The 21825-nt window shown below is 43.3% G+C and carries 16 protein-coding genes and 2 pseudogenes; 10 read left to right on the top strand and 8 right to left on the bottom strand.

Annotation, left to right across the window (positions count from 1 at the left end; genetic code table 11):
* Positions 1-33: 33 nt before the first annotated feature.
* Positions 34-156: pseudogene (locus FJD32_RS23515) on the bottom strand (IS5/IS1182 family transposase); the annotation flags it as partial.
* A gap of 65 nt (positions 157-221) precedes the next feature.
* On the opposite strand from FJD32_RS23515, the pseudogene FJD32_RS23510 reads away from it, so the two are divergent.
* A pseudogene (locus tag FJD32_RS23510) lies at positions 222-1202 on the top strand (IS5 family transposase).
* 244 nt (positions 1203-1446) lie between these two features.
* Here FJD32_RS23510 and FJD32_RS23505 read toward each other — a convergent pair.
* Together FJD32_RS23505 and FJD32_RS23500 are read right to left on the bottom strand one after the other, a co-directional pair.
* Positions 1447-1887, bottom strand: coding sequence for a hypothetical protein (locus FJD32_RS23505; RefSeq protein WP_140906933.1), 441 nt, complete (start codon positions 1885-1887; stop codon positions 1447-1449).
* 28 nt (positions 1888-1915) lie between these two features.
* Positions 1916-2275, bottom strand: coding sequence for a hypothetical protein (locus FJD32_RS23500; RefSeq protein WP_140906932.1), 360 nt, complete (start codon positions 2273-2275; stop codon positions 1916-1918).
* 453 nt (positions 2276-2728) lie between these two features.
* On the opposite strand from FJD32_RS23500, the gene FJD32_RS23495 reads away from it, so the two are divergent.
* Together FJD32_RS23495 and FJD32_RS23490 are read left to right on the top strand one after the other, a co-directional pair.
* Entirely contained in the window at positions 2729-2938 is a 210-nt protein-coding gene (locus tag FJD32_RS23495; protein WP_181159814.1) for an antitoxin Xre/MbcA/ParS toxin-binding domain-containing protein, read from the top strand.
* A 361-nt stretch (positions 2939-3299) separates the two neighbouring features.
* Positions 3300-4508, top strand: coding sequence for an IS4-like element IS10A family transposase (locus FJD32_RS23490; protein ID WP_001206290.1), 1209 nt, complete (start codon positions 3300-3302; stop codon positions 4506-4508).
* 108 nt (positions 4509-4616) lie between these two features.
* Here the strand turns inward: FJD32_RS23490 and FJD32_RS23485 are convergent, their stop codons facing one another.
* Positions 4617-4859: a hypothetical protein gene (locus tag FJD32_RS23485; RefSeq protein WP_140906636.1), complete on the bottom strand. Its 243-nt coding sequence runs from the start codon at positions 4857-4859 to the stop codon at positions 4617-4619.
* A 614-nt stretch (positions 4860-5473) separates the two neighbouring features.
* On the opposite strand from FJD32_RS23485, the gene FJD32_RS23480 reads away from it, so the two are divergent.
* From FJD32_RS23480 to FJD32_RS23470, 3 genes are all read left to right on the top strand, one after another.
* Positions 5474-5932 (top strand): winged helix-turn-helix domain-containing protein, encoded by a 459-nt coding sequence (locus FJD32_RS23480; RefSeq protein WP_181160261.1) that lies wholly within the window; start codon positions 5474-5476, stop codon positions 5930-5932.
* Positions 5933-5980: 48 nt separating this feature from the next.
* Positions 5981-6280, top strand: coding sequence for a transposase (locus tag FJD32_RS23475; RefSeq protein WP_181159781.1), 300 nt, complete (start codon positions 5981-5983; stop codon positions 6278-6280).
* A gap of 192 nt (positions 6281-6472) precedes the next feature.
* On the top strand, positions 6473-11023 hold the full coding sequence (locus FJD32_RS23470) for an EAL domain-containing protein (RefSeq protein WP_140906637.1): 4551 nt from the start codon (positions 6473-6475) through the stop codon (positions 11021-11023).
* 299 nt (positions 11024-11322) lie between these two features.
* Here the strand turns inward: FJD32_RS23470 and FJD32_RS23465 are convergent, their stop codons facing one another.
* On the bottom strand, positions 11323-12081 hold the full coding sequence (locus tag FJD32_RS23465) for an IS5 family transposase (protein ID WP_140906638.1): 759 nt from the start codon (positions 12079-12081) through the stop codon (positions 11323-11325).
* A gap of 355 nt (positions 12082-12436) precedes the next feature.
* Here FJD32_RS23465 and FJD32_RS23460 point away from each other — a divergent pair, with 355 nt between their 5' ends.
* On the top strand, positions 12437-13732 hold the full coding sequence (locus FJD32_RS23460; protein ID WP_140906644.1) for a PAS domain-containing methyl-accepting chemotaxis protein: 1296 nt from the start codon (positions 12437-12439) through the stop codon (positions 13730-13732).
* 176 nt (positions 13733-13908) lie between these two features.
* Here FJD32_RS23460 and FJD32_RS23455 read toward each other — a convergent pair whose 3' ends face one another.
* Both FJD32_RS23455 and FJD32_RS23450 read right to left on the bottom strand, forming a co-directional pair.
* On the bottom strand, positions 13909-14415 hold the full coding sequence (locus FJD32_RS23455) for a hypothetical protein (protein ID WP_037425895.1): 507 nt from the start codon (positions 14413-14415) through the stop codon (positions 13909-13911).
* A 10-nt stretch (positions 14416-14425) separates the two neighbouring features.
* A complete protein-coding gene (locus tag FJD32_RS23450; protein ID WP_140906639.1) occupies positions 14426-15031 on the bottom strand; it encodes a tyrosine-type recombinase/integrase in 606 nt (201 codons plus the stop codon).
* Between the two features lie 627 nt (positions 15032-15658).
* On the opposite strand from FJD32_RS23450, the gene FJD32_RS25190 reads away from it, so the two are divergent.
* Positions 15659-18142, top strand: a complete 2484-nt coding sequence (locus FJD32_RS25190) for a hypothetical protein (protein WP_240200036.1) — start codon at positions 15659-15661, stop codon at positions 18140-18142.
* A 681-nt stretch (positions 18143-18823) separates the two neighbouring features.
* Here the strand turns inward: FJD32_RS25190 and FJD32_RS23440 are convergent.
* Positions 18824-19252 carry a hypothetical protein gene (locus FJD32_RS23440; protein WP_140906640.1) on the bottom strand — a complete coding sequence of 143 codons (429 nt, stop codon included), beginning with the start codon at positions 19250-19252 and terminating at the stop codon, positions 18824-18826.
* A gap of 171 nt (positions 19253-19423) precedes the next feature.
* Here FJD32_RS23440 and FJD32_RS23435 point away from each other — a divergent pair, with 171 nt between their 5' ends.
* Together FJD32_RS23435 and FJD32_RS23430 are read left to right on the top strand one after the other, a co-directional pair.
* Positions 19424-19597: a hypothetical protein gene (locus FJD32_RS23435; protein WP_181159782.1), complete on the top strand. Its 174-nt coding sequence runs from the start codon at positions 19424-19426 to the stop codon at positions 19595-19597.
* 447 nt (positions 19598-20044) lie between these two features.
* On the top strand, positions 20045-21766 hold the full coding sequence (locus FJD32_RS23430; protein WP_240200035.1) for a DUF4942 domain-containing protein: 1722 nt from the start codon (positions 20045-20047) through the stop codon (positions 21764-21766).
* Positions 21767-21825 lie beyond the last annotated feature (59 nt).

Raw genomic sequence — 21825 nt, 5'->3', positions numbered from 1 at the left:
AACAGTAGAAACTCTCAATTGCGCCAGCCCGCCTTGTTTGTTTTGCTTCCACTCGGCTATCGCTTCTTCATCAATCCAAAAGGTTAAAGAACCACGGTTTATTAAGGCTTTGTTGTACTGCGTCCAGTTGGTTGTTTTGTAACGAGGTTTAGGGATGATGCGAATAAGTCCCTGATATGAGATCATGTACTCATCCAGTTTGCCAAGGAACAGGTCAGCTCATGGAACATCAACTCACATTTGCCGATAGCGAATTCTCCAGTAAACGCCGTCAGACCCGTAAGGAAATCTTCCTGTCTCGGATGGATGCGATTCTTCCTTGGGCAAAACTCCTTGCTGTTATCGAACCTGTTTACCCTAAAGCTGGCAATGGCCGCCGTCCTTATCCATTGGAAACCATGGTGCGTATCCACTGCATGCAGCACTGGTACAACCTAAGTGATGGTGCCATGGAAGATGCGCTCTATGAAATTGCATCAATGCGCTTGTTTGCACATCTATCCTTAGATAGCGCCATGCCTGACCGCACGACCATCATGAATTTTCGCCATCTGTTGGAGCAGCATAAGCTGGCCCGTAAGATACTCAGCACCATAAACCAATGGCTCAGTGAATGCGGTGTCATGATGACGCAAGGCACGTTAGTTGATGCAACGATTATCGAAGCGCCGAGCTCAACTAAAAATAAGCAAAACCAACGTGACGGCGATATGCACCAAACCAAGAAAGGCAACCAATGGCACTTTGGGATGAAGGCACATATCGGCGTCGACGCCAAAAGTGGCTTAACCCACAGCTTGGTGACCACGTCAGCGAACGAGCACGATTTAAATCAGCTGGAAAACTTGCTACACGGTGAAGAACAATTTGTGTCAGCCGATGCCGGTTATCAAGGCGCAGAAAAGCGCAAGGTACTTGCAGATAAGAAGGTCGATTGGCTGATAGCAGAACGTCCGGGCAAAGTCAGAACCCTCAAGCAACATCCACGTCTCAATAAAGTGCTCATCAGAACTGAGTAGTTGAAGGCTAGCATTAGAGCTAAGGTAGAACATCCATTCCGCATCATTAAGTGCCAATTTGGCTTTGTGAAAGCTCGCTATAAAGGCTTGGTGAAAAACGATAATCATCTGGCGATGTTATTTGCGTTGGCCAACATCGTCAGAGTGGACCAGATGTTACGCTATGAGCCGAAGACTACCTAAAATCGGGTAGAAGCCAGAAAACTGGCTAAAAGTGGGATAAAACTGCTGTTTTTTTGCCCAAGACGGGAAAATCGGTGCGGAAAAAGTAGAGGAAGAAACTTCGGTGAATTTAAACCGCAGCGTACTGACTTAATCGCAGGTTCCTTAGGCATGAGGCTACGACGATTAATGGGTGTAGCCGATCAGATCGTAGCTTATTGATTTAGTTTCATCGATTTAAGCAACAAAGCCAATCCAACCGACATTAGGAGGTTAACTCTTTAAGCGTTTGATATAATTCCAGCGGCTTATTAGTTCCAACTACGATTGAAACACCTGAGCGAAAGTCAATTTTAACTCCTTGGAAGCCTGATATATTGTATATAGTTCCTTCAGATGAAATTCGTACTCCCCAACCACAGTACCACTTATTTTTTACCATAGTCACTTTGTTAACATTTGAAAGATCAAACCTCTTTTTAAATAGACCAACTCCGTAACTTAAAGTTAGTTGTTTATCTTCAACACTCACTCTTAACTTGAAGGTCATTAAAAGAACAATACTTAATATAACTATTAAAATTATAAAGTCGTTTTCGCCTTTAAATTCTTGCATACCGAACTTGTTAATCGCAAAAACTGATGCCAAAGTAACGAAATAAATTATAAAAAAAGGATACCCTATTTGATTATTTAAGTAACGCATGAACAACTCTCCTTTATAACAAGTTTTTCTAGGATATACGTTTAGACATGAACTCATTAGCATGGTATTTCATAAGCACGTTTTTAACACTTGGGTTGGTATCTATTTCTGATAAAGATATCCCCATCTCCTTAAGAATTTCCTCTTTATTATAAATGTAATCTTGAGCATATTCTGGATCTGAATACATACGCTGAATATGATTACTAATTGCTAAGTTTTGCTCTGTATTTATAGGTAGCCTTATAAGGCTGCTTTCTTCAATTTTTGGAGGCTGTTCAGACAAGCTATCTGGTGTGCCATATAAGCCATCTGAATCATGTGCAATGGCTTTTACTGGAATAGATAAGGCTGCAGTGCCTAATATAGCAAGAGGTAGTTTTTTCATTTTAAAATCCATTTATTAATAATATCCATCGATAAGAAATTAAGAGATGAAATTAAAATTGTCAACATCTTTTTTTCTGAATTCGGGAACTAAATCTGTAGCTAGTGATCAGATCGAAATCACTCACAATCTAATTAGTCAACTACTATGCCAAAACTGAATCGCCACTGATATCGTAGACACTTTTTGCATTACTAAAATTTAGCCAACAGGCCAGTACTAAGCAGAGCTAGTTAAGTCATACGAATTAAGGAATGGGGCAAAAATGTGCTAACTCTTAATCCGCACATTCACCAAAAGAGCCAAAAAATATCAAACTATTATATAAATGATCAAACATTATTAAGAATTATCAAACTATTATATAAACGCACACCTGTGAGCGGGATAAAAAGGCCACCCGGATTTATGCTTTAAAACAACCCATCTGCCAAACGTGGAAAAGGTATGCAAATGCAGCATAATCAAGCTTGTTCAAAAGCACAGCTCGAGCAGGAGCTAAATGCCTTCTTTGACAATGACACCGCCAAGATAAATGAGTGGCTTGATACGCCTATTCCTAGGCTAGGCGGACAGTATCCTCGTAGTATGCTTGCAACAGACGATAAACGTGCCGAGCTTTTTCAGGTGCTGCAAGAAATGAAGTTTGGGGATATGGCTTAAAGTCAGCTAAGAGCGAATAGCAGACGATGGCCCGGCAAATTTGTGCAAAAACCGAATGTCCGATACACATTTATAGCGGACATTCATTTTTAAGACATGGTTCTCAAAAAAATTTGATATGGAAAGTCACCACCGATCTACATGCCCCAATGCGCTTTCCTCCAGCTTTAACTGAATTAATGAGGACATTAGTGGCAGCTTCGAGGTCTAGAAATTAGGCCACGTATTTCGGCGGGGTATGAGTCGGACATAGCTCTGAAGAATCCCCTGATGATTTACAAATAAATCATCAAATTAGGGTGGAAGCGCATCTTGTTGCATGATCAAATGGTTTCTCCAAAAACTACACTTGGACAACAAGATGCGCGAAGCCAATATCCTACAACATTCTTTACACCAATACTGCCCAGAACTTCACCTAAAACGATTAAACAGCTTGATGCTGGCCTCTAAGGCACTGATTGAATGTAAGACACTGACCTTGACTGAGTTAGGTCGAAATTTACCAACCACGGCCCGAACCAAGCACAACATCAAGCGCATTGATCGTTTGCTCGGCAACACGCATCTGCATCAAGAACGGTTAGCTGTCTACCAATGGCATGCCAGCCTCATCTGTTCTGGTAACCCTATGCCGATTGTGCTCGTCGATTGGTCAGACATCCGAGAGCATAAACGCATCATGGCTCTGCGCGCCTCAATAGCCTTCAATGGCCGCTCTATTACCCTGTATGAGAAGTCCTATCCCCTATCAGAACAATGCTCTAAGGCCTCCCACAACGGTTTTTTAGCGGACTTAGCCAAGATTTTACCTTTGCATGTTACCCCTCTCATCGTGACTGACGCGGGGTTCAAAGTGCCTTGGTACAAAGAGGTTGAGGCGCATGGTTGGTTTTGGCTAAGCCGTATTCGCGGTACAGTTCAATTTGCAGATATTGGCGCTGAAAATTGGCGTGCAGTTCGCAGTACACATGACTTGGCCAACGGTCAAGCGAAGAGCCTGGGTTGTAAGACCTTGACCAAAACTAACCCTATCAATTGCCATCTCACGCTTTATCGTAGCAAACCTAAGGGGCGTACAAATCAGCGTTCAACGAGGACTAATTGCCACCATCCATCGGCAAAAACGTACTCAACATCGGCGAAAGAGCCTTGGGTGTTAGCCAGCAATTTACCACCAGAATCTCGGAGCCCAAAGCAGCTGGTAAACCTGTACGCCAAACGTATGCAAATAGAGGAAACCTTTCGTGACCTCAAAAGCCCGGCATACGGCTTTGGCTTACGCCAAAGTCGTACCAACAGTCCAGAGCGATTCGACATCATCCTACTGATAGCGTTGATGGTTCAATGCCTGTTGTGGCTAGTTGGTTTACACGCACAGCAACAGGGCTGGGATAAGCATTTTCAGGCCAATACCATTGGGCATCGAACGGTACTCTCAACGATTCGCTTGGGATTGGAGGTACTCAGGCGGCCTGATTATCAAATCACGGAGAAAGAATTGCTGGCGGCCTGGGTATTATTCGCCAATCAGTTGCTCAAATATGGCTATGCTATGGCTGATTTATGAGGGGATCCTTCAGGACATAGCTGGGTATGTCGCGAAAATATTATCGTAGTAGCTAACACATCTAGATTAAAGAAATGATAACCCATATCTTTTAGCATTTTTTAAATGTTACTTTTCAGATAAATTCTTGTAGGTATCCATGATAGATGCAATTGATACCGATGTATCAGGAAGTCTGATATTAATACTTCCAACCTGTTCCGCTCTTGCTAGCACAGCGGCAACACTATCGGGTACTCCCTGTGTTTCTTTACCCAGCAAGTCATAAGTTGATAGAAGATCTTCAATATTTGGAATTTTTTCGATCTCTGAAAGATTAATATTTATTGTATTATCAGTCTGACATTTCATTTTGAGATCCCTATTTATAGGTTGTGCATTAATTTCAAATGTTACCGATTTATAAAAAAATGAATATCGTATACGGCCGAATTATTCCTTCGCTTTTTTCAGATAATCCTCAAAATTCTTCGTTATGAAACCAGAAAATGAAATTTAGAAAGTATTCCTAAAATTTCTAGTGCATAGCATGCCGATCATTCCTGCCGCTAATAAGTAGACAAGGTTAATATTCCATCAAATTTGAACGAATCTCTGCTTTGCCTTAGTTGCAGACATTCGATTTTTCGAGAGGCTAAATAACTGTTCCAATTAGTAGGATCACTTGCAGGTGACAACTCAATGCGGTTTGCGCGATTAGATCAGTCGCCAAACACAACCCAAAACACCAACCGCATTGAGCATGAACAAATTACCATTTTTTACGCCGTAGGCGCTGCACCGCCTGAAAAAAATAGTCAGTGGAACCCAAACAGGCCGTTGGCACGCAGAGCAAATGCAATTTTGCTGCTGGCAAAAGGCAAATCCAAAACAGAAATCGCTGAGCTGTTCAGGCCGCCATATCGAGCGTAAATCGTTGGATAAATTGGTATCTAACGGATGATATTGACGGTTTGCAGGCTGACTTGCCGGGCAGCAAAGTACGATTTGAACCAGAGTTCATCGGCAAATTACTGCGTTTTATGGTCGGATTCAGACCGCAGGAATTTGGCTACCAGCGTTCACGCTGGAGCAGTGAACTGCTAAGCATCGTGCTGCGGGAAGCGCTGAATATTGTGCTCCACAGCTCGACAATCCGGCGTTTGTTACCTAAGCACGGCATCGTCTGGCGATGTGCGGCACCGACGTTATGCATCAAAGACCCAGATAAAGAAGCGAAATTAGCAGCGATAAAACAAGCACTTGCGAACTGCGATAGCAGCAATCCGGTGTTTTATGAAGATGAAGTCGATATCCACTTGAATCCTAAAATCGGTTCAGATTGGGGCTTGCGCGGACATCAACGCAAAGTGGTCACGCCAGGTCAGAACAAGAAATATTTTTTAGCTGCCGCGCTGCAAGCAAAGACGGGCCAGGTGACGTAGGTCGGTTCTGCTTCAACGAGTACGGTGCTTTTTATCGAGCTACTAAGAATGCTGCGCAAACGCTACCGCAGTGCCAAAACTATCACGCTGATAGTCGATAACTACATCATTCATAAGAGTAAAAAGGCGCAGCGCTGGCTGGAGAACAACCCGAAGTTCAAACTGTTATTCCTGCCGGTATACAGCCCGTGGCATAACAAAATCGAGCTGCTGTGGCACTCACTGCATGAAACGGTCACACGCAACCATAGCTGTAAGTCGATGGAGGAACTGATGGAACGGGTTGAACACTTTATGGACACCACATCACCGTTTCCGGGTAACGGACATGGGATCAAACGGGTGTAACATTAGGAGGAGCAGTTATTTAGATTTCATTCGCGATGTGTCAATGAAGCTACACTTTTTAGTTTGAGGTCTGTTATTATCTTTTTTATATTATATATACCAACTGGAGTGACGTTTAAACACTCTAATTTTGCTGATAACGGTCCCGCCAGCAAATAGGATTATTGATTGATGGAACAGGCCTAATTAATCTTGAAACAAACATCACAACCTCTTTTGGTCGTTGGCGTCGCCGCATCTGCTGGCGGCTTGGAAGCGCTCAGCTTGTTCTTACGCAAGCTCCCAATGCATGCAAATTTATGTGTAGTGATTGCTCAGCATCTATCGCCCGATCATGAAAGTATGCTGGCGAAACTCCTCTCTCGCGAGAGTTTGCTTAAAGTAGAAACCGCTGGCGATGGTATGATGCTTAGTGCTGGAAAAGCCTATGTGATTCCGCCAGCCGTGAATGCCGTCGTGTATGACATGAAAATTTGTTTAACCGCCGCTGATCAGTTTGGTGTACCAAAACCATCGGCCAACGAACTGTTCGTTTCACTCGCTGATCAATTCTCTGAACGAGCGTGCGCGGTTGTTTTGTCAGGGACGGGCAGTGATGGTGCGCGGGGTTGTCGAGAAATCAAAGCTCACGGCGGATTTACTTTTGCTCAGTCACCCTCCCAAGCCAAATATGATGGCATGCCTTTAGCCGCCATCGATACCGCGTGTATTGATCGGGTACTGCCCGCTGAAGAAATTGGCAAAGAATTAGTGCGTTTAGCTGAATTTAAAGATTTATCCGCCGACCGCTTCAAAAAACCTATTCACAAAGATTCCCTCAGTCGAATTTTACAACTAGTGTTCGAAGAAACTGGCGTTGATTTCAGTAATTACAAAGACAACACGCTGCATCGACGGATCGATCGTCGGCTGATTGCCACAGACACTTCGAGCTGGATGGAATATGAAAAATATCTGTCGGAAAATTTGGAGGAAGTACAAAAACTTTATCAAGATTTACTGATTTCGGTAACCGCTTTTTTTCGCGATGAGTCCGCCTTTACAGAGCTAGAATTAGCACTTCGGCAAATCATTCAGCGTAAAAGTAAAGGCGATGAAATCCGTGTATGGGTGGCCGGCTGTGCAACTGGTGAAGAAGCCTACTCAATTGCGATGATTTTATACGATTTGTTAGATGGTCAAATTTTTGATTATCGGTTGCAAGTCTTTGCCACAGACATCGATTTAAAGGCACTTGCCATTGCACGCAAAGGTAGATATGACGCAACGTCCCTCAAAGGTTTAAAACCAAATCTGATTAAACGCCATTTCAATGCAGTAAATGATGGCTTTCAAATAAGCAAACATCTGCGGGAATTTGTGGTGTTCGCCAAACAAAATTTAGTCGGTGACCCTGCATTTTTACGTTTAGATTTAGTTAGTTGTCGTAATGTGCTGATTTACATGAAAGCGGAGCTGCAAAAACAAATCCAAGCCACGTTTCACTATGGGTTAAATCCTGGCGGATTTTTGTTTTTAGGTCGTTCCGAATCGCTTCCTGGCAGTGAATTATTCGAGTCTAAAATAGCGGACTGTCGGCTTTTTGTGCGCAAAGAAGGCAATAATCATGATATCTATCGTCGCTACAAATTAATCAACCGCAGTATATCGACTAAAACCGCAACGGCTCCCAAATCCATATCAGTGCTTGATAACGTCGACGATAAAATCATTCGCGCAGTTGCACGGTATGTCACACAAAAGGCCTTTGTGATCGACGAGGTCATGGATATTCGTTTTATCTACGGTGATTTGACGGAGATCACACAACTCAGGAAAGGCCGTACCAGTCTTAATTTGCAGGATATCATTCACCCTCATTTACAACTCGAAATCAAAGGGCTGATTTTTAAGGCGAAAAAAGAAGGTATCGCTCAGCATTCTCGGGCAATTTCACATCAATCGCATTATTTGTACTTCGACGTACTACCTCTTGCCGATGAGTATGACAAAACTCCAATCTATTTAGTGCGTTATGAAGTAAGTGCAACCGCCCCTGTGAATATCAGTCCAGAAGCGCAGGGTGAACAAAACAGCAAACTGTTGCAGCTACAGCATGAATTGTCTGCCATGCGCGAACATCTGCAGACGGTGATTGAAGAATTAGAAACTTCAAATGAAGAGTTACAGGCGGTTAACGAGGAGCTGCAGTCTGCCAATGAAGAGTTGCAATCTACCAACGAGGAATTAGAAACTTCAAATGAAGAGTTGCAATCAACCAATGAAGAATTAACGACAGTTAATGAAGAGATCCAAGTCAAAAGTAACGAAATCCAAGCAATAAACAGTGATTTGCAGAATTTACAGCAAAGCTTGCCTCACCCACTGTTGGTGCTAGATAAAGAATTACGGCTTGTGCATTTTAATGAAGCGGCTAAAAAAATCATCGATGTTTCAGAGCAGCATCTTGGCGAATTGATTGAACTTATCCCGCAGAAATTCCCGTTACCTGATATTCGATTGTTGCTGAATCGAACCAGCCAGCATGGCGAGACTATCCAGCAACAACTCAAAAGTGAAGAACACAGCTATCTATTGACTGTCACCAATTACCGGCACACCAAAGGCTATGGCAATGGTGCCATTTTGTTGTTTTGGGAAAATACCGAACTCGTTGATTTGTACCAATCCCTTCAACAAATGGTCATCAACAACAATTTACAAGCCAGAGCCATTGAAGCGGCCGAGCAAGGCATTTTAATCGTCGATGCTCAAAAAGAAGACATGCCAATTCTTTATGTGAACCAAGCTTTTTCTGAAATGACTGGCTATGCGCCTGAGGAAGTATTTGGTCAAAATTGTCGATTCCTTCAAGGGCCAGATACTGATCCTTTGGCACTGCTGGGGATACGAGCCGCGATCCAGCAGCAGCAGCGTTACAAGTGCTTATTGAAAAACTATCGCAAAGACGGTAGCAGTTTTTGGAACCACTTAAGTATTGCGCCAGTGTTCGAGTCGGGGAAATTAACGCATTACATTGGGCTCCAAAGTGATGTTACTGATACGATCAATTCGCAAAGCGAAGCTTTATTGGCACAAACAGTGTTTGATAATACCTCTGAAAAGATTGCGATTTTTAATCAAAAACAAATGCTGACTTATGCCAACAAAGCGCTGCAAAGCATTCTTTCTCCTGACCGATTGTTAACGACCATCCATTACACACACCTGTTTAATCTGATGAATGAACAACGCTTTGATCACGGCTGGCAGGAAATTATTCAAAGCGACAATTGGCAAGGCGAACTGTTACTTTCAACCGGCGACCTCGCGACGCCGCATTATGTGTCGGTGAGCAAAGTGCTCGATCCTAATGATCAATCTATACGATTGGTATTACTGGCCACAGACATTGGCGAATTAAAAGCACGAGAGCAGCGACTCCATAAATTAGCCTTTTATGATGATTTAACCCGACTGGGTAATCGACTTTATCTAAATCAACGACTGCAGGAAACCGTGAGCCGCCATCAGCGTAAAGGCGCGCGTTTTGGCTTGCTGTTTTTAGATTTAGATAATTTTAAACGCATCAACGACTCTTTGGGACATGCGTTCGGTGACTATATTTTGCAACATTTTGCCGATGTGCTGCGCAAACTCAGTCGTCAAAGCGACTTCTGCGCTCGGATCAGCGGTGATGAATTCGTGGTGCTGATTGATGAGATTGAGCAACCACAGCAAGCCCAGCACTTTGCAGCACGAATTATAGAGGCGTTGAAAAAACCAATCAAAGTGTCACAAGAACTTTTATTCGTCAGCGCTAGTATTGGGATTGCCATATATCCGGATGATGGCAAAGAAGCTGATTTGTTATTGAGAAATGCCGATATTGCGATGTATCGGGCCAAACAATCAGGAAAAAATCAGTTCCAATTTGTCGACGCCGATCGTTCGGATGAACTTCGCCAACAACTGAAATTGGAGGGAGATTTACGCCGAGCATTTTACGATGATGAAGACATCGGTTTGGTCTTACATTATCAACCCTACTATAGCAATACGTCCCCTCCCAAACTTATAGGTGCTGAAGCCCTTGTGCGTTGTCATCATCCCCAGCTTGGTGATTTAACGCCTAAACAAATTCTGCCAGCAGTGAAGTCGGCAAATCTTGTCGAGGCCTTTGATCTGTGGGTCATGAAGCAAATCCTACAACAGCGGCAAATATGGGCTGAGCAATTTCAAAACTTTAAACACTTTCAACTGTCAATCAACTTGCATGCGCAGCATTTACAAACGCTTTGTCATCCCTCGAACTTACTGGGCAGTTTACTGAGCAGCATGACTGATTTATCGTGGCTCACCATCGAAGTGACTGAGGATGCCTTAATTTCCCAGAGTTCAAACGTGAAAAAATCGCTGAAAATGTTGGTTGATTTGGGAGTGAAAGTCGCGATTGACGATTTTGGCGTGGGTTATTCAAACTTCTTGTATCTGACGGAGTTGAACGCGATTAGTACAGTGAAACTCGATCGAACCTTGCTCAAACGTATTGAACAGGACGAGATGAAACGCCATAAAATTGAAGCTTTGGTCAAGATGCTCAAACAGTTTGGATTTGAAACTGTGGCTGAAGGCATTGAAACCTCTGCACATTTTAAAGCAATTACCGGCTTAAAACTGGATGTGTTGCAGGGATTTTTCCTGAATAAACCGATGATGGCATCTATGCTGGCTAAAACCTTTGAAACAAACACTCAAAATTAAATCAAGGTACTGAGTGAGCAGGGATACATTCCAAGTACATTTAAGAAAACTGGGCTAGAGCCTGTTGATCTTTGTATATATTTTGCACACATTCTCATCGGCATGTCTGATGACTATTTTTTGGTGGCCTAAGATAAAGTACCCTTTGTAACGGTAGTCATTTTAAAGTGTCCAAATCTCGTCATCCGTGGATGACCAATTTTTTGTTTTTGGGGTGTTTGGGAGCGTATAAAAAAGCGAATAACAGTGTTTTTCTCTTTTTAGAGCCAAGCACTGTTGAGGCTCCCACAATCTTTTCCTCAGCAATGCATTGGCAACCACATCATCACAAAGGCTAACGCAACATTGCTGGCATAGTTTCTAGCCAATTTGTCGTAGCGTGTAGCTATACCTCTGAATCTCTTGATTTTTAAAAAAGCGTTCTCAACCAAATGGCGATATTTATAGAGGCACCAATCCATATGAACATTCCCTATTTTACTGTTCTCTCTTCTGGGAATATTCGCAACGCCGCCATTTGTTTTAATAAAGGTTCTTAGTTGATTACTGTCATAGCCTTTATCAGCAGTAACGTAGTATGACTTTGGTGCCTCAGATATCAGGCTTTGAGCATGAATTATGTCATTTACCTGTCCACCTGATATTTCAAAATAAACAGGAAGTCCACCGCTATCTACTGCGAGATGGATTTTTGTAGAACTGCCTCCGCGACTTTTTCCTATCGCTTCATCTGAACGACTGGCTGCCCCGCTACTGTCTTGATGCGCTTTTACAATGCTCCCATCAATAAACAACCATTCAGGGTCATTATCGGAAGATATGCGTTGAAACAGTTCTCTTAACACCCCTTTTTTTGACCAAAGATTAAATCGCCGAAATACAGAGTTCCAACGACCAAATTTTTCAGGTAAATCGCGCCATTGAATACCGGTTCGCATTCGATAAAGTATGCCTTCTAACGTATCTCGGTGTTCATATTTATTGTAAACACGTCCTGTTTCTTTAAGGATTTGCTTTAGGGTTTCCCAAGCTTTATCTGTTAACATTGTTCGTGGCATAGCAACGTCCGTTCTCGGTGGTATTTTTGATTTTTGGCGAAACCATTATACCTTGTTGCTATGCCGCTTGTTTTTTGCTCAAAGATCAACAGCCTCTAGGGATAGACTTACCTCATCACTGAAAGCGGACCATCATAGACCGAAGTTTTCTGATATTTTTTACCAATAGGCCAGTTACTCAGCTGTCTTAACTATGCCCCTCCACTTCCTTTATGTCGTTATTAAACAGCATTAAATGCCAAATCGTTCATTAAATAGACAAATATCTGATAAATTTGGTAATTGTCGAAAACTCATCTCGAATTCATTCTATTCAGATATAATTTGTTACATTTTCAATCGTACAGAGACTGCGATGTTCAACAAAAAAATCAAACAGGAAAACGAAAGACTGAGTACAGCTTTGTCAGAGGCTACCTCGGTGATTGCCGCAATCAGAGGCAGTGTTGCATTTATACAATTCTCCCCTGATGGTCATATTCAGGATGCAAACGATTTATTTCTGCACACTGTTGGGTATTCACTATCGGAAATTGTTGGCAAGCATCACTCCATTTTTTGTGATCCCAAATATTCCGCAAGCTATGAGTACAAGAACTTTTGGTCTGAGCTTGCCTCAGGCAAAGCGAAGCATGGCTCATTCAACAGAAAAACAAAGCTTGGAAAATCTATTTGGTTAGAGGCGACTTATTTTCCCGTGCATAGTGGTGTAGGGAAAGTATCAAGCGTGATCAAAATTGCCTCAGACGTAACTGAGCAGACATTAAAGTTAACGGACCAAAACGCGATATATCACGCACTAGATAAAGCTATGGCTATTATTGAATTCACTCCTAGTGGTGAGATCGTTAATGCAAATAAAAACTTCCTTCAAGCTATGGGATATCAACTGTCGGAAATCGTAGGCAGACATCATAAGATGTTTTGTGATGACAGTTTTTATAGAGAAAATCCAGAGTTCTGGAAAGACCTGGCTGTGGGTAAACTCAGCTCTGGTAAGTTTAAGAGATATGATGCCAGAGGTAATGATATATGGTTAGAGGCGAGTTATAACCCTGTAAAAGATAATGACGGCAAAGTCATCAAAGTTATCAAATTTGCAACTGCAATTACAGATCGAGTTATGCAGGCAATGAGGACAAAACAAGCTGCTCAGGTTGCTCACGAAATAGCGCTTCAAACCTTTAATATCGCTGAACAAGGGAAGAATCATATTGAATCCTCTTTAGATTTAGCAAGCGAGATATCCGAAACAGTTTTAACTACTAATCAAGTTATTCAACGATTAAGTGACCAAGCAAAAGAAATCTCTAGTATGGTCAATATCATTCGTAGCGTAGCAGAGCAGACCAACTTGCTTGCTCTAAATGCAGCTATCGAAGCAGCTCGTGCTGGCGAGGCTGGACGTGGATTTGCTGTTGTCGCAGATGAAGTCCGATCGCTGGCTTCAAGAACAAGCTCAGCGACTGATGAGATATCAAGTGTTGTTGCAAGAAATCTGGAAGTAACTAGTCAGGTTATGCAAGCCATTAATGCTATCGATGGGCTCAGCGGTCAAAATGGTGAGAAAATTGCTCTCCTTTCCAGCATAATTTTGGATATAGAAAAAGGTGCACAAGAGGTTGTACAGTCTGTGTCTGCGATCCATTGAGTAAGTAAAGTGTAGTGCCACACTGAAATTGGCCCCCTGATTAGAGGATACGCTCTGGGTTCACGAAAAATCGAATGTCTGCATATAAGGCAAAGCAGAGATCCAGATTGTTCTAAATTCTTTTTGAAAGCGGCAAAATAATTCAATTTTGCCGCGTTAATTTCCTGTCAATCTACCTAATTGCTGAAGCCAAATTCACTAAGCACTTGCCTACAAGATTGAAGTGCCAAACGCTCGTAACGTAGCTTCCTCAATTCTTCACGAATATAGCTTTCCTTATGAGGTGATAACTCCAATATAATTTGCAGGCCATTTTCTCTGCCGGCCAGCATGGCCTCTTGGTCAATCAGCTGCTCTAGCTTTTGAGTGATGATGGCGTTCGATTCAAGCGTTGATGGTGGGATTTCTGGCGCAGCTTGCCGTTGGCCCTGCTGAGCACTATCTGTAGGGATCGAAAATAGCAACGGCGCTGTTCCTGGTTGACGGGTGACAACTATTTTACCCTCATCAGCCAAACTCAAACTAACCCGATGAAAAACCTGCTTTAGATTTTTACGGTTGTACTCCTGCAATTCAGCATGCTTCGCAAACAACTCCATTAATTGAGTGCCGGTCTTGGCCTGGCCATCTGCCAGCGTCGTTTGGATAAAATTGACTACTTCCTTTTTTTCAGTTTGTTTCATAGTTTTCGCCTCAGATATCTAAGTTTTCTGATGCCTCAAGAGCATCCTGGACGTCAATTCCCAAGTACCGCACCGTACTTTCGATTTTCTTGTGACCAAGCAACAGCTGAATTGCCCGGATATTTTTATCGCGTTTGTAGAGGATGGATACTTTGGTTCTGCGCATGGAGTGCGTGCCATTGAGACTTGAGTCTAGTCCGATCGACTCGACCCACTTATGGACAATCCGGTCATAAGCACGGGTCGTCAAGTGAGGAATACTGTGCTTTCTCGATGGAAATAGAAAATCATCGAACTTCAACGTCTTTGATTCGACCCAGGCTTTGACGGTCTTACGTGTCTGAGGTGTGAGCTCGAACTGGACTGGTGTGCCAGTCTTGTGCTGCACAATACTGGTTCTGGCCAATACCTCCCCTGATCGCATCACATCAGACACCTTAAGCGATACCAAATCGCAGCCGCGTAACTTGGAATCTATCGCTAAATTCAGTAACGCCAATTCACGAGTGTTCTTTGCAATTTCGAGCCTGGTTCGAATAGCCCAGATCTCTTGCTGTTTCAATGGAGCCTTCTGACCGATGATCCGGCCCTTATTCCATGCAACACGTTTTTCCATGATGACCTCCCGATTTTTTGAGAAACCATAGGGTGAAGTCACTTGGTATAGATGCAAAGCTCTCGAAAATAAAGCTCAAAAGACACACAAAATGAGGAGGGCTTTTTCAGTAAATTCTGCTCTGCATCCGTAAGCGGACGTCCGTTGTGAAAAACTGAAATGTCTGCAATTGGCACAAACCCGCTATTAACGCAGCTGTTTTAAAACAACGTTCACAAGATATAGTCGGCAAGCTAGTACTGCCGGCAGTTGAGTTCAGTGTTGACGGGTGTGAACGCCCACTAATTTCCACCAAATTAAGGTTTGAATCGACCAAACTTCTTTAGTGTCGAGTGAGTTAGTAGCTATTCACCAGTTCAATTTGATACAATTTTTGTAAAGAATAACGGGCTTGAATTTGAAAATATTCAGACGAAAAAGCTCTACATTTACAAATCTTGCAATTTTCGTAAAGAATTATTGAGACTGAATTGCTTGAGAAGCCCATATATAAGGCACTCGTAGCTCATTCACTCACGAAAGTGGTTTTAGGTTTAGTGAATATAATGTGATGGCTCAAATGAGGTTTGCGACATCATTGTGGGGCAGAAAAACAGTGGTTGTGGGGGTAAGGCACGGTTTGGCTGCGTGACCTGCACCCTTGTTGGTAAAACCGATAATTCAGCTACAGGACTTTCAAAATTACCCCGCTGGAATGCGTTAGGCAGTGAAAATGCACTTCGAGTGAGGGATTACCTTTGGCGTTTAAGCAATGATATGGACGCCAGAGCCCTTCATGCTCGAGCTTACGATCCGGTCACTTACAATCGCGTCGCGCTACAGCCAAACACCCTTAAACCCAAGTATTTAGAGAAGATGGTGCGTTACGCCGCCCAGCTGACATTGGATAGCATTCGGATCGCTAAGGAGTTCGCAGAGCTTGTTGCTAACGGTCGAGAAATCGAGCATGAAGGGTATCGCGACATCGCCAACGACCCTAATATCCCACCTAAGACCAAGCGATTATTTTTGGAAATGTACCGCGAGTGGGCTCAAGACCCAAAGAGCTTGAATTACCTATTTGACGAAGCACAAAGCCTGCTATTATCTTTTCGCTGGAGCATTGACGGTATCGGGGCCGCGCCATTCCGTCCTTACGCAATTTTCAAGCAATTAGAATCTGGCCAAGGCTGGATTCCTTACCCCAAACTCAACTCTGAAATGGACGATACCAGAACTCAGGTAAATCAAACCTTACCCGAGGCGGTAATGATGCCAATCCTCAAATCTGAGGTTGCAGAGGATTTTGCAAAACATCCGGTTAACCTGTTGGATTTGTGGACGCGGCCGCATGATATGTCAGACGTTTACGACGAAGACCGTAACTGCACCATCTCGCGCTTTGCTCAGCATAATGGCGATATCGTGGTGGAGTATGCGATTAATTTTGAGTTCGTGCCGGAAGGTCAGAAAACCACTTTGTCCAACGTCAAAGAATGCTGGTTATTGACTAAGGCAGGCCTTAATCAATACCGATTTGCCTATGGCGCCGAAGGGATAAGCGTTAAGGTGAATGGCCGGACGGTCAACGAGGTAGCCAAAGCATTGCTGCTACCGTCAATTCAGCAGCAGATAGATAGCAGAGTTCGTGGTGTGCTGAATACATTGTGTGAGCAATACGGCCCAGAAGACCATCACACCGGCTGCGAAAATCTCTGTAAGGCGTTTACGGACTCATTATCTAGTGCGCTTGGTGGAAAACAACGACAATCGCTGAATATTCCGTATCTGCAAAGCATTAGTCTACTGACAGGCTACAGGCCGGAAGCTCGTAAGACCGAAAGCGCAAACCAGTTCTCCCGCCGTGTCGTTAAAATCAGCAAACAGGGTATTGAGAAGGGCAATTCTAGGATGGTGTTTTACAAACCAAAATTGGACTGCAGATTACATGAGGCACACCAACAGACTTCTTCTTTGTTAGTACCTAACTTCTCTGGCTTTACTCAGCAGGCTATCGCGACCCACGAAGACCTGTCATTTGACCCAGCTGCCACGGTAGAAAACATTCAGCTATCCGAATTGTCGCTTGAGAAATGGTATGCCATTGATGGCCCAAGACGCGCCTTGCAGCTTCACAGGGACTTTATGGCATCTTTCTGGCGCAACCGTCATAGCTACGGCTTCAAAGCGATTGATGTACGGCGCTACGGTGGCACCCATGTGGCTGAAACCTTGTTATCTGAAGGCGTGATCACGATTAAAACGAGCTATTGGTGCCAGCTCCAAGCCATTTTAAAGCGCACACAGATATTTCAGCAGCTCGGAATGTTCAGCTTTCAGTCTATGCCTTACATCGATGTTGCGAACCATCCCCGCGCCATCGATATGACCCAGCATCGCAGGGATAAGACAGAAATCCTTAATATCATTAGAGCGGAGCGAAATGCCCAGCGCCACGGGGTTAAAACCGCCCTAACCAACGATGACACAGTAGAGCGCCTAGGATTTAACATCGAGCGCGTTATTCAGGACGCAGGTTGGGCAGTAAGGGAAATGATAGATGGTCTTAATAGCCATTTACTCCATGTTAGATTTGATACCTCAGACGTAGGGGTAACCCAGAGAGCTGGAGTGTCTAAATTATGGCTGGCACTGATGTTCGGCGGCGTGACCCAGATTGATGATGTACTTAAACAGCTGTTATCGCCTGCTCAGCTGGCTCAACTCAAAGAGCATCCGAGCGACTACCTCAATGCCAGCAGAGTCATGGCCAAGTCGTTGAACTTGATTGTCGCTGAATTAATCCGAGCTGCCCATGATTGGAACGGCGCTATATCAACGCTTAAACAGCAATTATGTAAAGGCTTAACGCGGGAAGAGTACAAGGTCGCTGTCGGCTCCCTGGTGCCAGCCGAAGTGTACGACCAATCCATTTTGGAGTGGTGGAAGCCAAACCCTGACAACTTCAAATTGTTGTTGGGGAAAGCGTTAGAAACGATGGAAGAGAACTTACGCTTTATTGAGTCACTTAACCAATCGTTACAGCGAGTACAGCGCCTAGCAATGCCGCAGGCAGCTAACAAGATGACTCTGGGTGCACGCTTGACGGCATTGAAGAGGAAGGCAGCGTAAGGCAAAATTTGCGTGATTTGGACTTGGTGAGATCCTGTATTTAAATAAACAGGAGCCTTGCCATGCCCAGATTCGATTTCAAAGACCCTCTCAATCCACGGTTGGCGGTAAAGCCGCAAGTGTGGCAAACGCCCTTTATCCGGCTAGCTAATCGCATCCCTCCTAGTTACCGCATCCACTTCGTTGGCGTGACAGTAGATTGCCGTTTAGGCTACACCGGAAGGCGCCAGATAAATTCAATTCCTGTTTGTCAGATATGTTTTTTTGTCATGTTCAATATGGATTCCTGCGACCATTAATCCATGTCGGCATATTTCGGATGCCGCATCGCATCGTGTTATACCGAGAGGTGAAACAAGTATGCTATCTTCTGTTTTTAGTGTTACCTGTAAAATTGACGGGCGTTGATTTCTCGGTGCCCATATTAATGGCCTTGTCTGCAAAACGATTATCAAGAACTGGATAAGTCGTTTTTGTTGTCAAGTATCCTGTATGCTGAACTGGTGTGGATTGGCACCCAGAAAGCAGAATTAAAGCAGTACATATAAATAACTTTTTTAACATAGCATATCCAATCTGAACGAATTTTAGCCTTCGCTAATAAGTATAATGTGCATTGACGGAAGCCAGCCGCAGCGTTGGCTAATGGGCTGGTTCGTTGATCTTATAGTAAAATTCGATTTAGGCTTTAAAATAGTGAATAAAATCTCCAGCCAAACTCTCTGGTGGTGTGTCAGATGCAATTCTGATGGAAGTGCTAATTTCCAGCTTAATACTCACTTGTTTGTAAGCGCCTGACGAAATTACTGATGTCTCGTATGGTACAGTAGCTCGTTTCACACCAGCCATCTGCTTAGTTGCAAACCAGTCGAAGTCACAGGAGATTTTAACGGCAAGGCCTTTATATTCGGACAGAAAATAACTACCAGGATACGCTGGTTGCTGGTTTGGAAAAAACGGAAGCGGAGCCTCAATATAGTTGTCTGTACGTGGATCGATAAAGGCGCAAAACACCGAAAAGGTCTGAAACTCTTTAAGTATTTTTATTGCTTCAAGTAATTTGTAGTCGATATACCCATCATTAAAATAAAGTCTTAATTTCTTTTTCATTGCACTTTTCCGGACAAATTGATTAAGCCATTAAATTACAACAGAGTCCTTTTTAGGCAAATTTTCTATTTATGTTAATTCTGAGATGACAATATTTCTGCAAACTTTGCCATGCTCAAAAATCTATTTATCTTGGAAAATATCTTATGATAAATTAATTAAGGATACAGCATGAATGCAAGAGCAAAACTATTTAACGAAGGCCGAGATCTGTGGGGAAAATATGTCAACCTTCACGGTTACTCTTGGGAGCCAACCGACAAAGGCCTAACCAAATTAGTCGAAACCACTGGCATTAAGAAATCCGAACTACGCAAGAGAATCCCCGCCTTCTTATCTGCATGAGCCCGCTACCGGTGTGAGAGACCCTTCAACACACCTAACAGCCCTTCATCTGTCTTTTTTTTACTCGTGTCCGATAATTACAGTTATCGGACACGAGTACCCACCAGCCGAAAACCATATTAGTGTGATGTCATTATACTAAACAATACTGAGTGGTTTGTGTGGCGTTGGTGCCATGATACATTAGTATGGTGTCACTATATCAAACTGGGTGGGATTGATGATTTTGCGCTCGCTTTGCCGAGTATAACCCCATTTGACTCGGACCTTGTATGTTTGTCAGGCGTTAACTAAGAATTTTCATGATTAATTAGTGCGTGGCGCATACTAAACTTTTAATGTTTAGTGTAGTGACGCTGTATTAATGTCAAAATTTGCGTTAATTTTTAAGCGTGAGATAGTTTGAACATCGAAACTTCTTAGGGTGTCCAAATGTCTCATTCTGTCATGTTAGCCGACCAAGGCGAGTTTAACTTTTCAACCGCTCAACGTGTTAGGCACTTGAAGGCAGAGGACCAGGATTTTGAATGGTATCCGTCTTCTCAGCACATTATTGATGTTGTTCGAAATGATTTGGTTAAGTCTAATTTCTTAGAATCTTATAACAGGGAGTCATCGTTGCTAGACATTGGTGCCGGTGATGGTCGAGTGCTTAGCGCCCTGAACATGCCGTTAGAGGACCGTCGCGGCGAAATGAGCCCACCTTTTTACAACCTGTACGCGATTGAAAAGAGCATTGTTCATTGCAGCCAGCTCGATAAAAAAGTGTTGGTTATTGGCACTGACTTTAATCAGCAAACCCTTGTTGATAAGCCCGTTGGCGTCATTTTCTGCAACCCTCCTTATTCGGCCTTTGAGCAATGGGCTACCCGTGTCATTTCCGAAGCTAATGCCGAAGTGTGTTATCTGGTATTGCCGAAGCGCTGGTCTAACAGTCAAGATATCGAAAATGCGATTACAATGCGTGAAGCCGAAGCCGAGGTCATTGGGACATTCGATTTTCAAAATGATTGTGATCGCGAAACTCGTCATTCGGTACGGGTAGACATTATTCGTGTTAATTTAGGTTATAAAAATCATCGCCAATGCAAGGTTGACCCTTTCAAAGCGTTCTTTGACGCCAACTTTGACCTAGAACTAGCTGAAAGTGATTATTCTGCAAAATTCAGAGGGCCATCCGACTCGACTAAGCAAAAGCTAAATGAATTAGTTCCTGGTGCCGACATGGTAAAGGCTATGCAATCACTTTACGATCATCAGATGGCCAAGCTAATGGATACCTATAGCGCACTCTCAGAAATTGATCCTGATTTACTGCGAGAACTAGAAGTTTCTAAGGCGTCGGTGCTGGAAAGTCTCAAACTCAAAATCAAGAGTCTCAAAAGTTTGTTTTGGAAAGAGTTGTTCGCTAAATTTGATGCGCTGACTTCTCGCCTGACTTCATCTAATCGTAAGGGGTTATTAGAGCTGTTAGAGAGGCACGTAAGCGTCGACTTCACCGCTGAGAACGCATACGCGATAGCTCAATGGGCAATAAAACACGCTGATGCTCTTCAAGATGATCAGTTCAAAGATTTCTACCTATCTATGAGCCAAGCCGCAAACGTGGTTAATTATTCCAGTAACCAACGCACCTTCAAATACGACAGATGGCGTTATCGGGAGCTTGTGATGAATGGTCAAATCTCTCATTTTAAACTCGACTACCGTTGTGTAATGGAAAATGTTGGCGGCATCGTTAATGGTTACGACTATAACAGCTATTACAACCAGTGCGGTTTGTCTGTTCGTGCAATCGAATTTATCACCGATTTTGTCACCATCGCTGGCAATCTTGGTTTCGATACACGCGGCACACCTAAACCTTATGAGTTCAAATGGGCCAGCAACAAAGCCCACGACTTTAGATACATACAATCTAACGGCTCTAGCGAGGTACTGTTCTCAGTTCGTGCGTACCTTAACGGTAACCTACATATTAAGATGAACCCTAAGTTGGCGCTAAAGTTAAATGTAGTGGCTGGTAAGTTGTTTGGCTGGGTTCGTAGCGCAGAAGAAGCGGCGGCTGAAATGGAGGCTCCAGCATCTCAGGTCGTGGAAGTTACTGAAATGTTCGGCCATTCGTTATCGTTAACGCATAACTATCAAAACCTTTTGATGGCGGCTTAATCCCTCCCATTCAGACGGCGCAAAGTTCAATTTTTGCGCCGTTTTGCATTTGTGAGATC

Source organism: Shewanella sp. LC6, assembly GCF_006385735.2.
In the GTDB taxonomy this organism is placed as follows: domain Bacteria; phylum Pseudomonadota; class Gammaproteobacteria; order Enterobacterales; family Shewanellaceae; genus Shewanella; species Shewanella xiamenensis.
The sequence above is the reverse complement of the archived record's forward strand: the minus strand, read 5'-3'. Positions and strand labels throughout refer to the sequence as shown.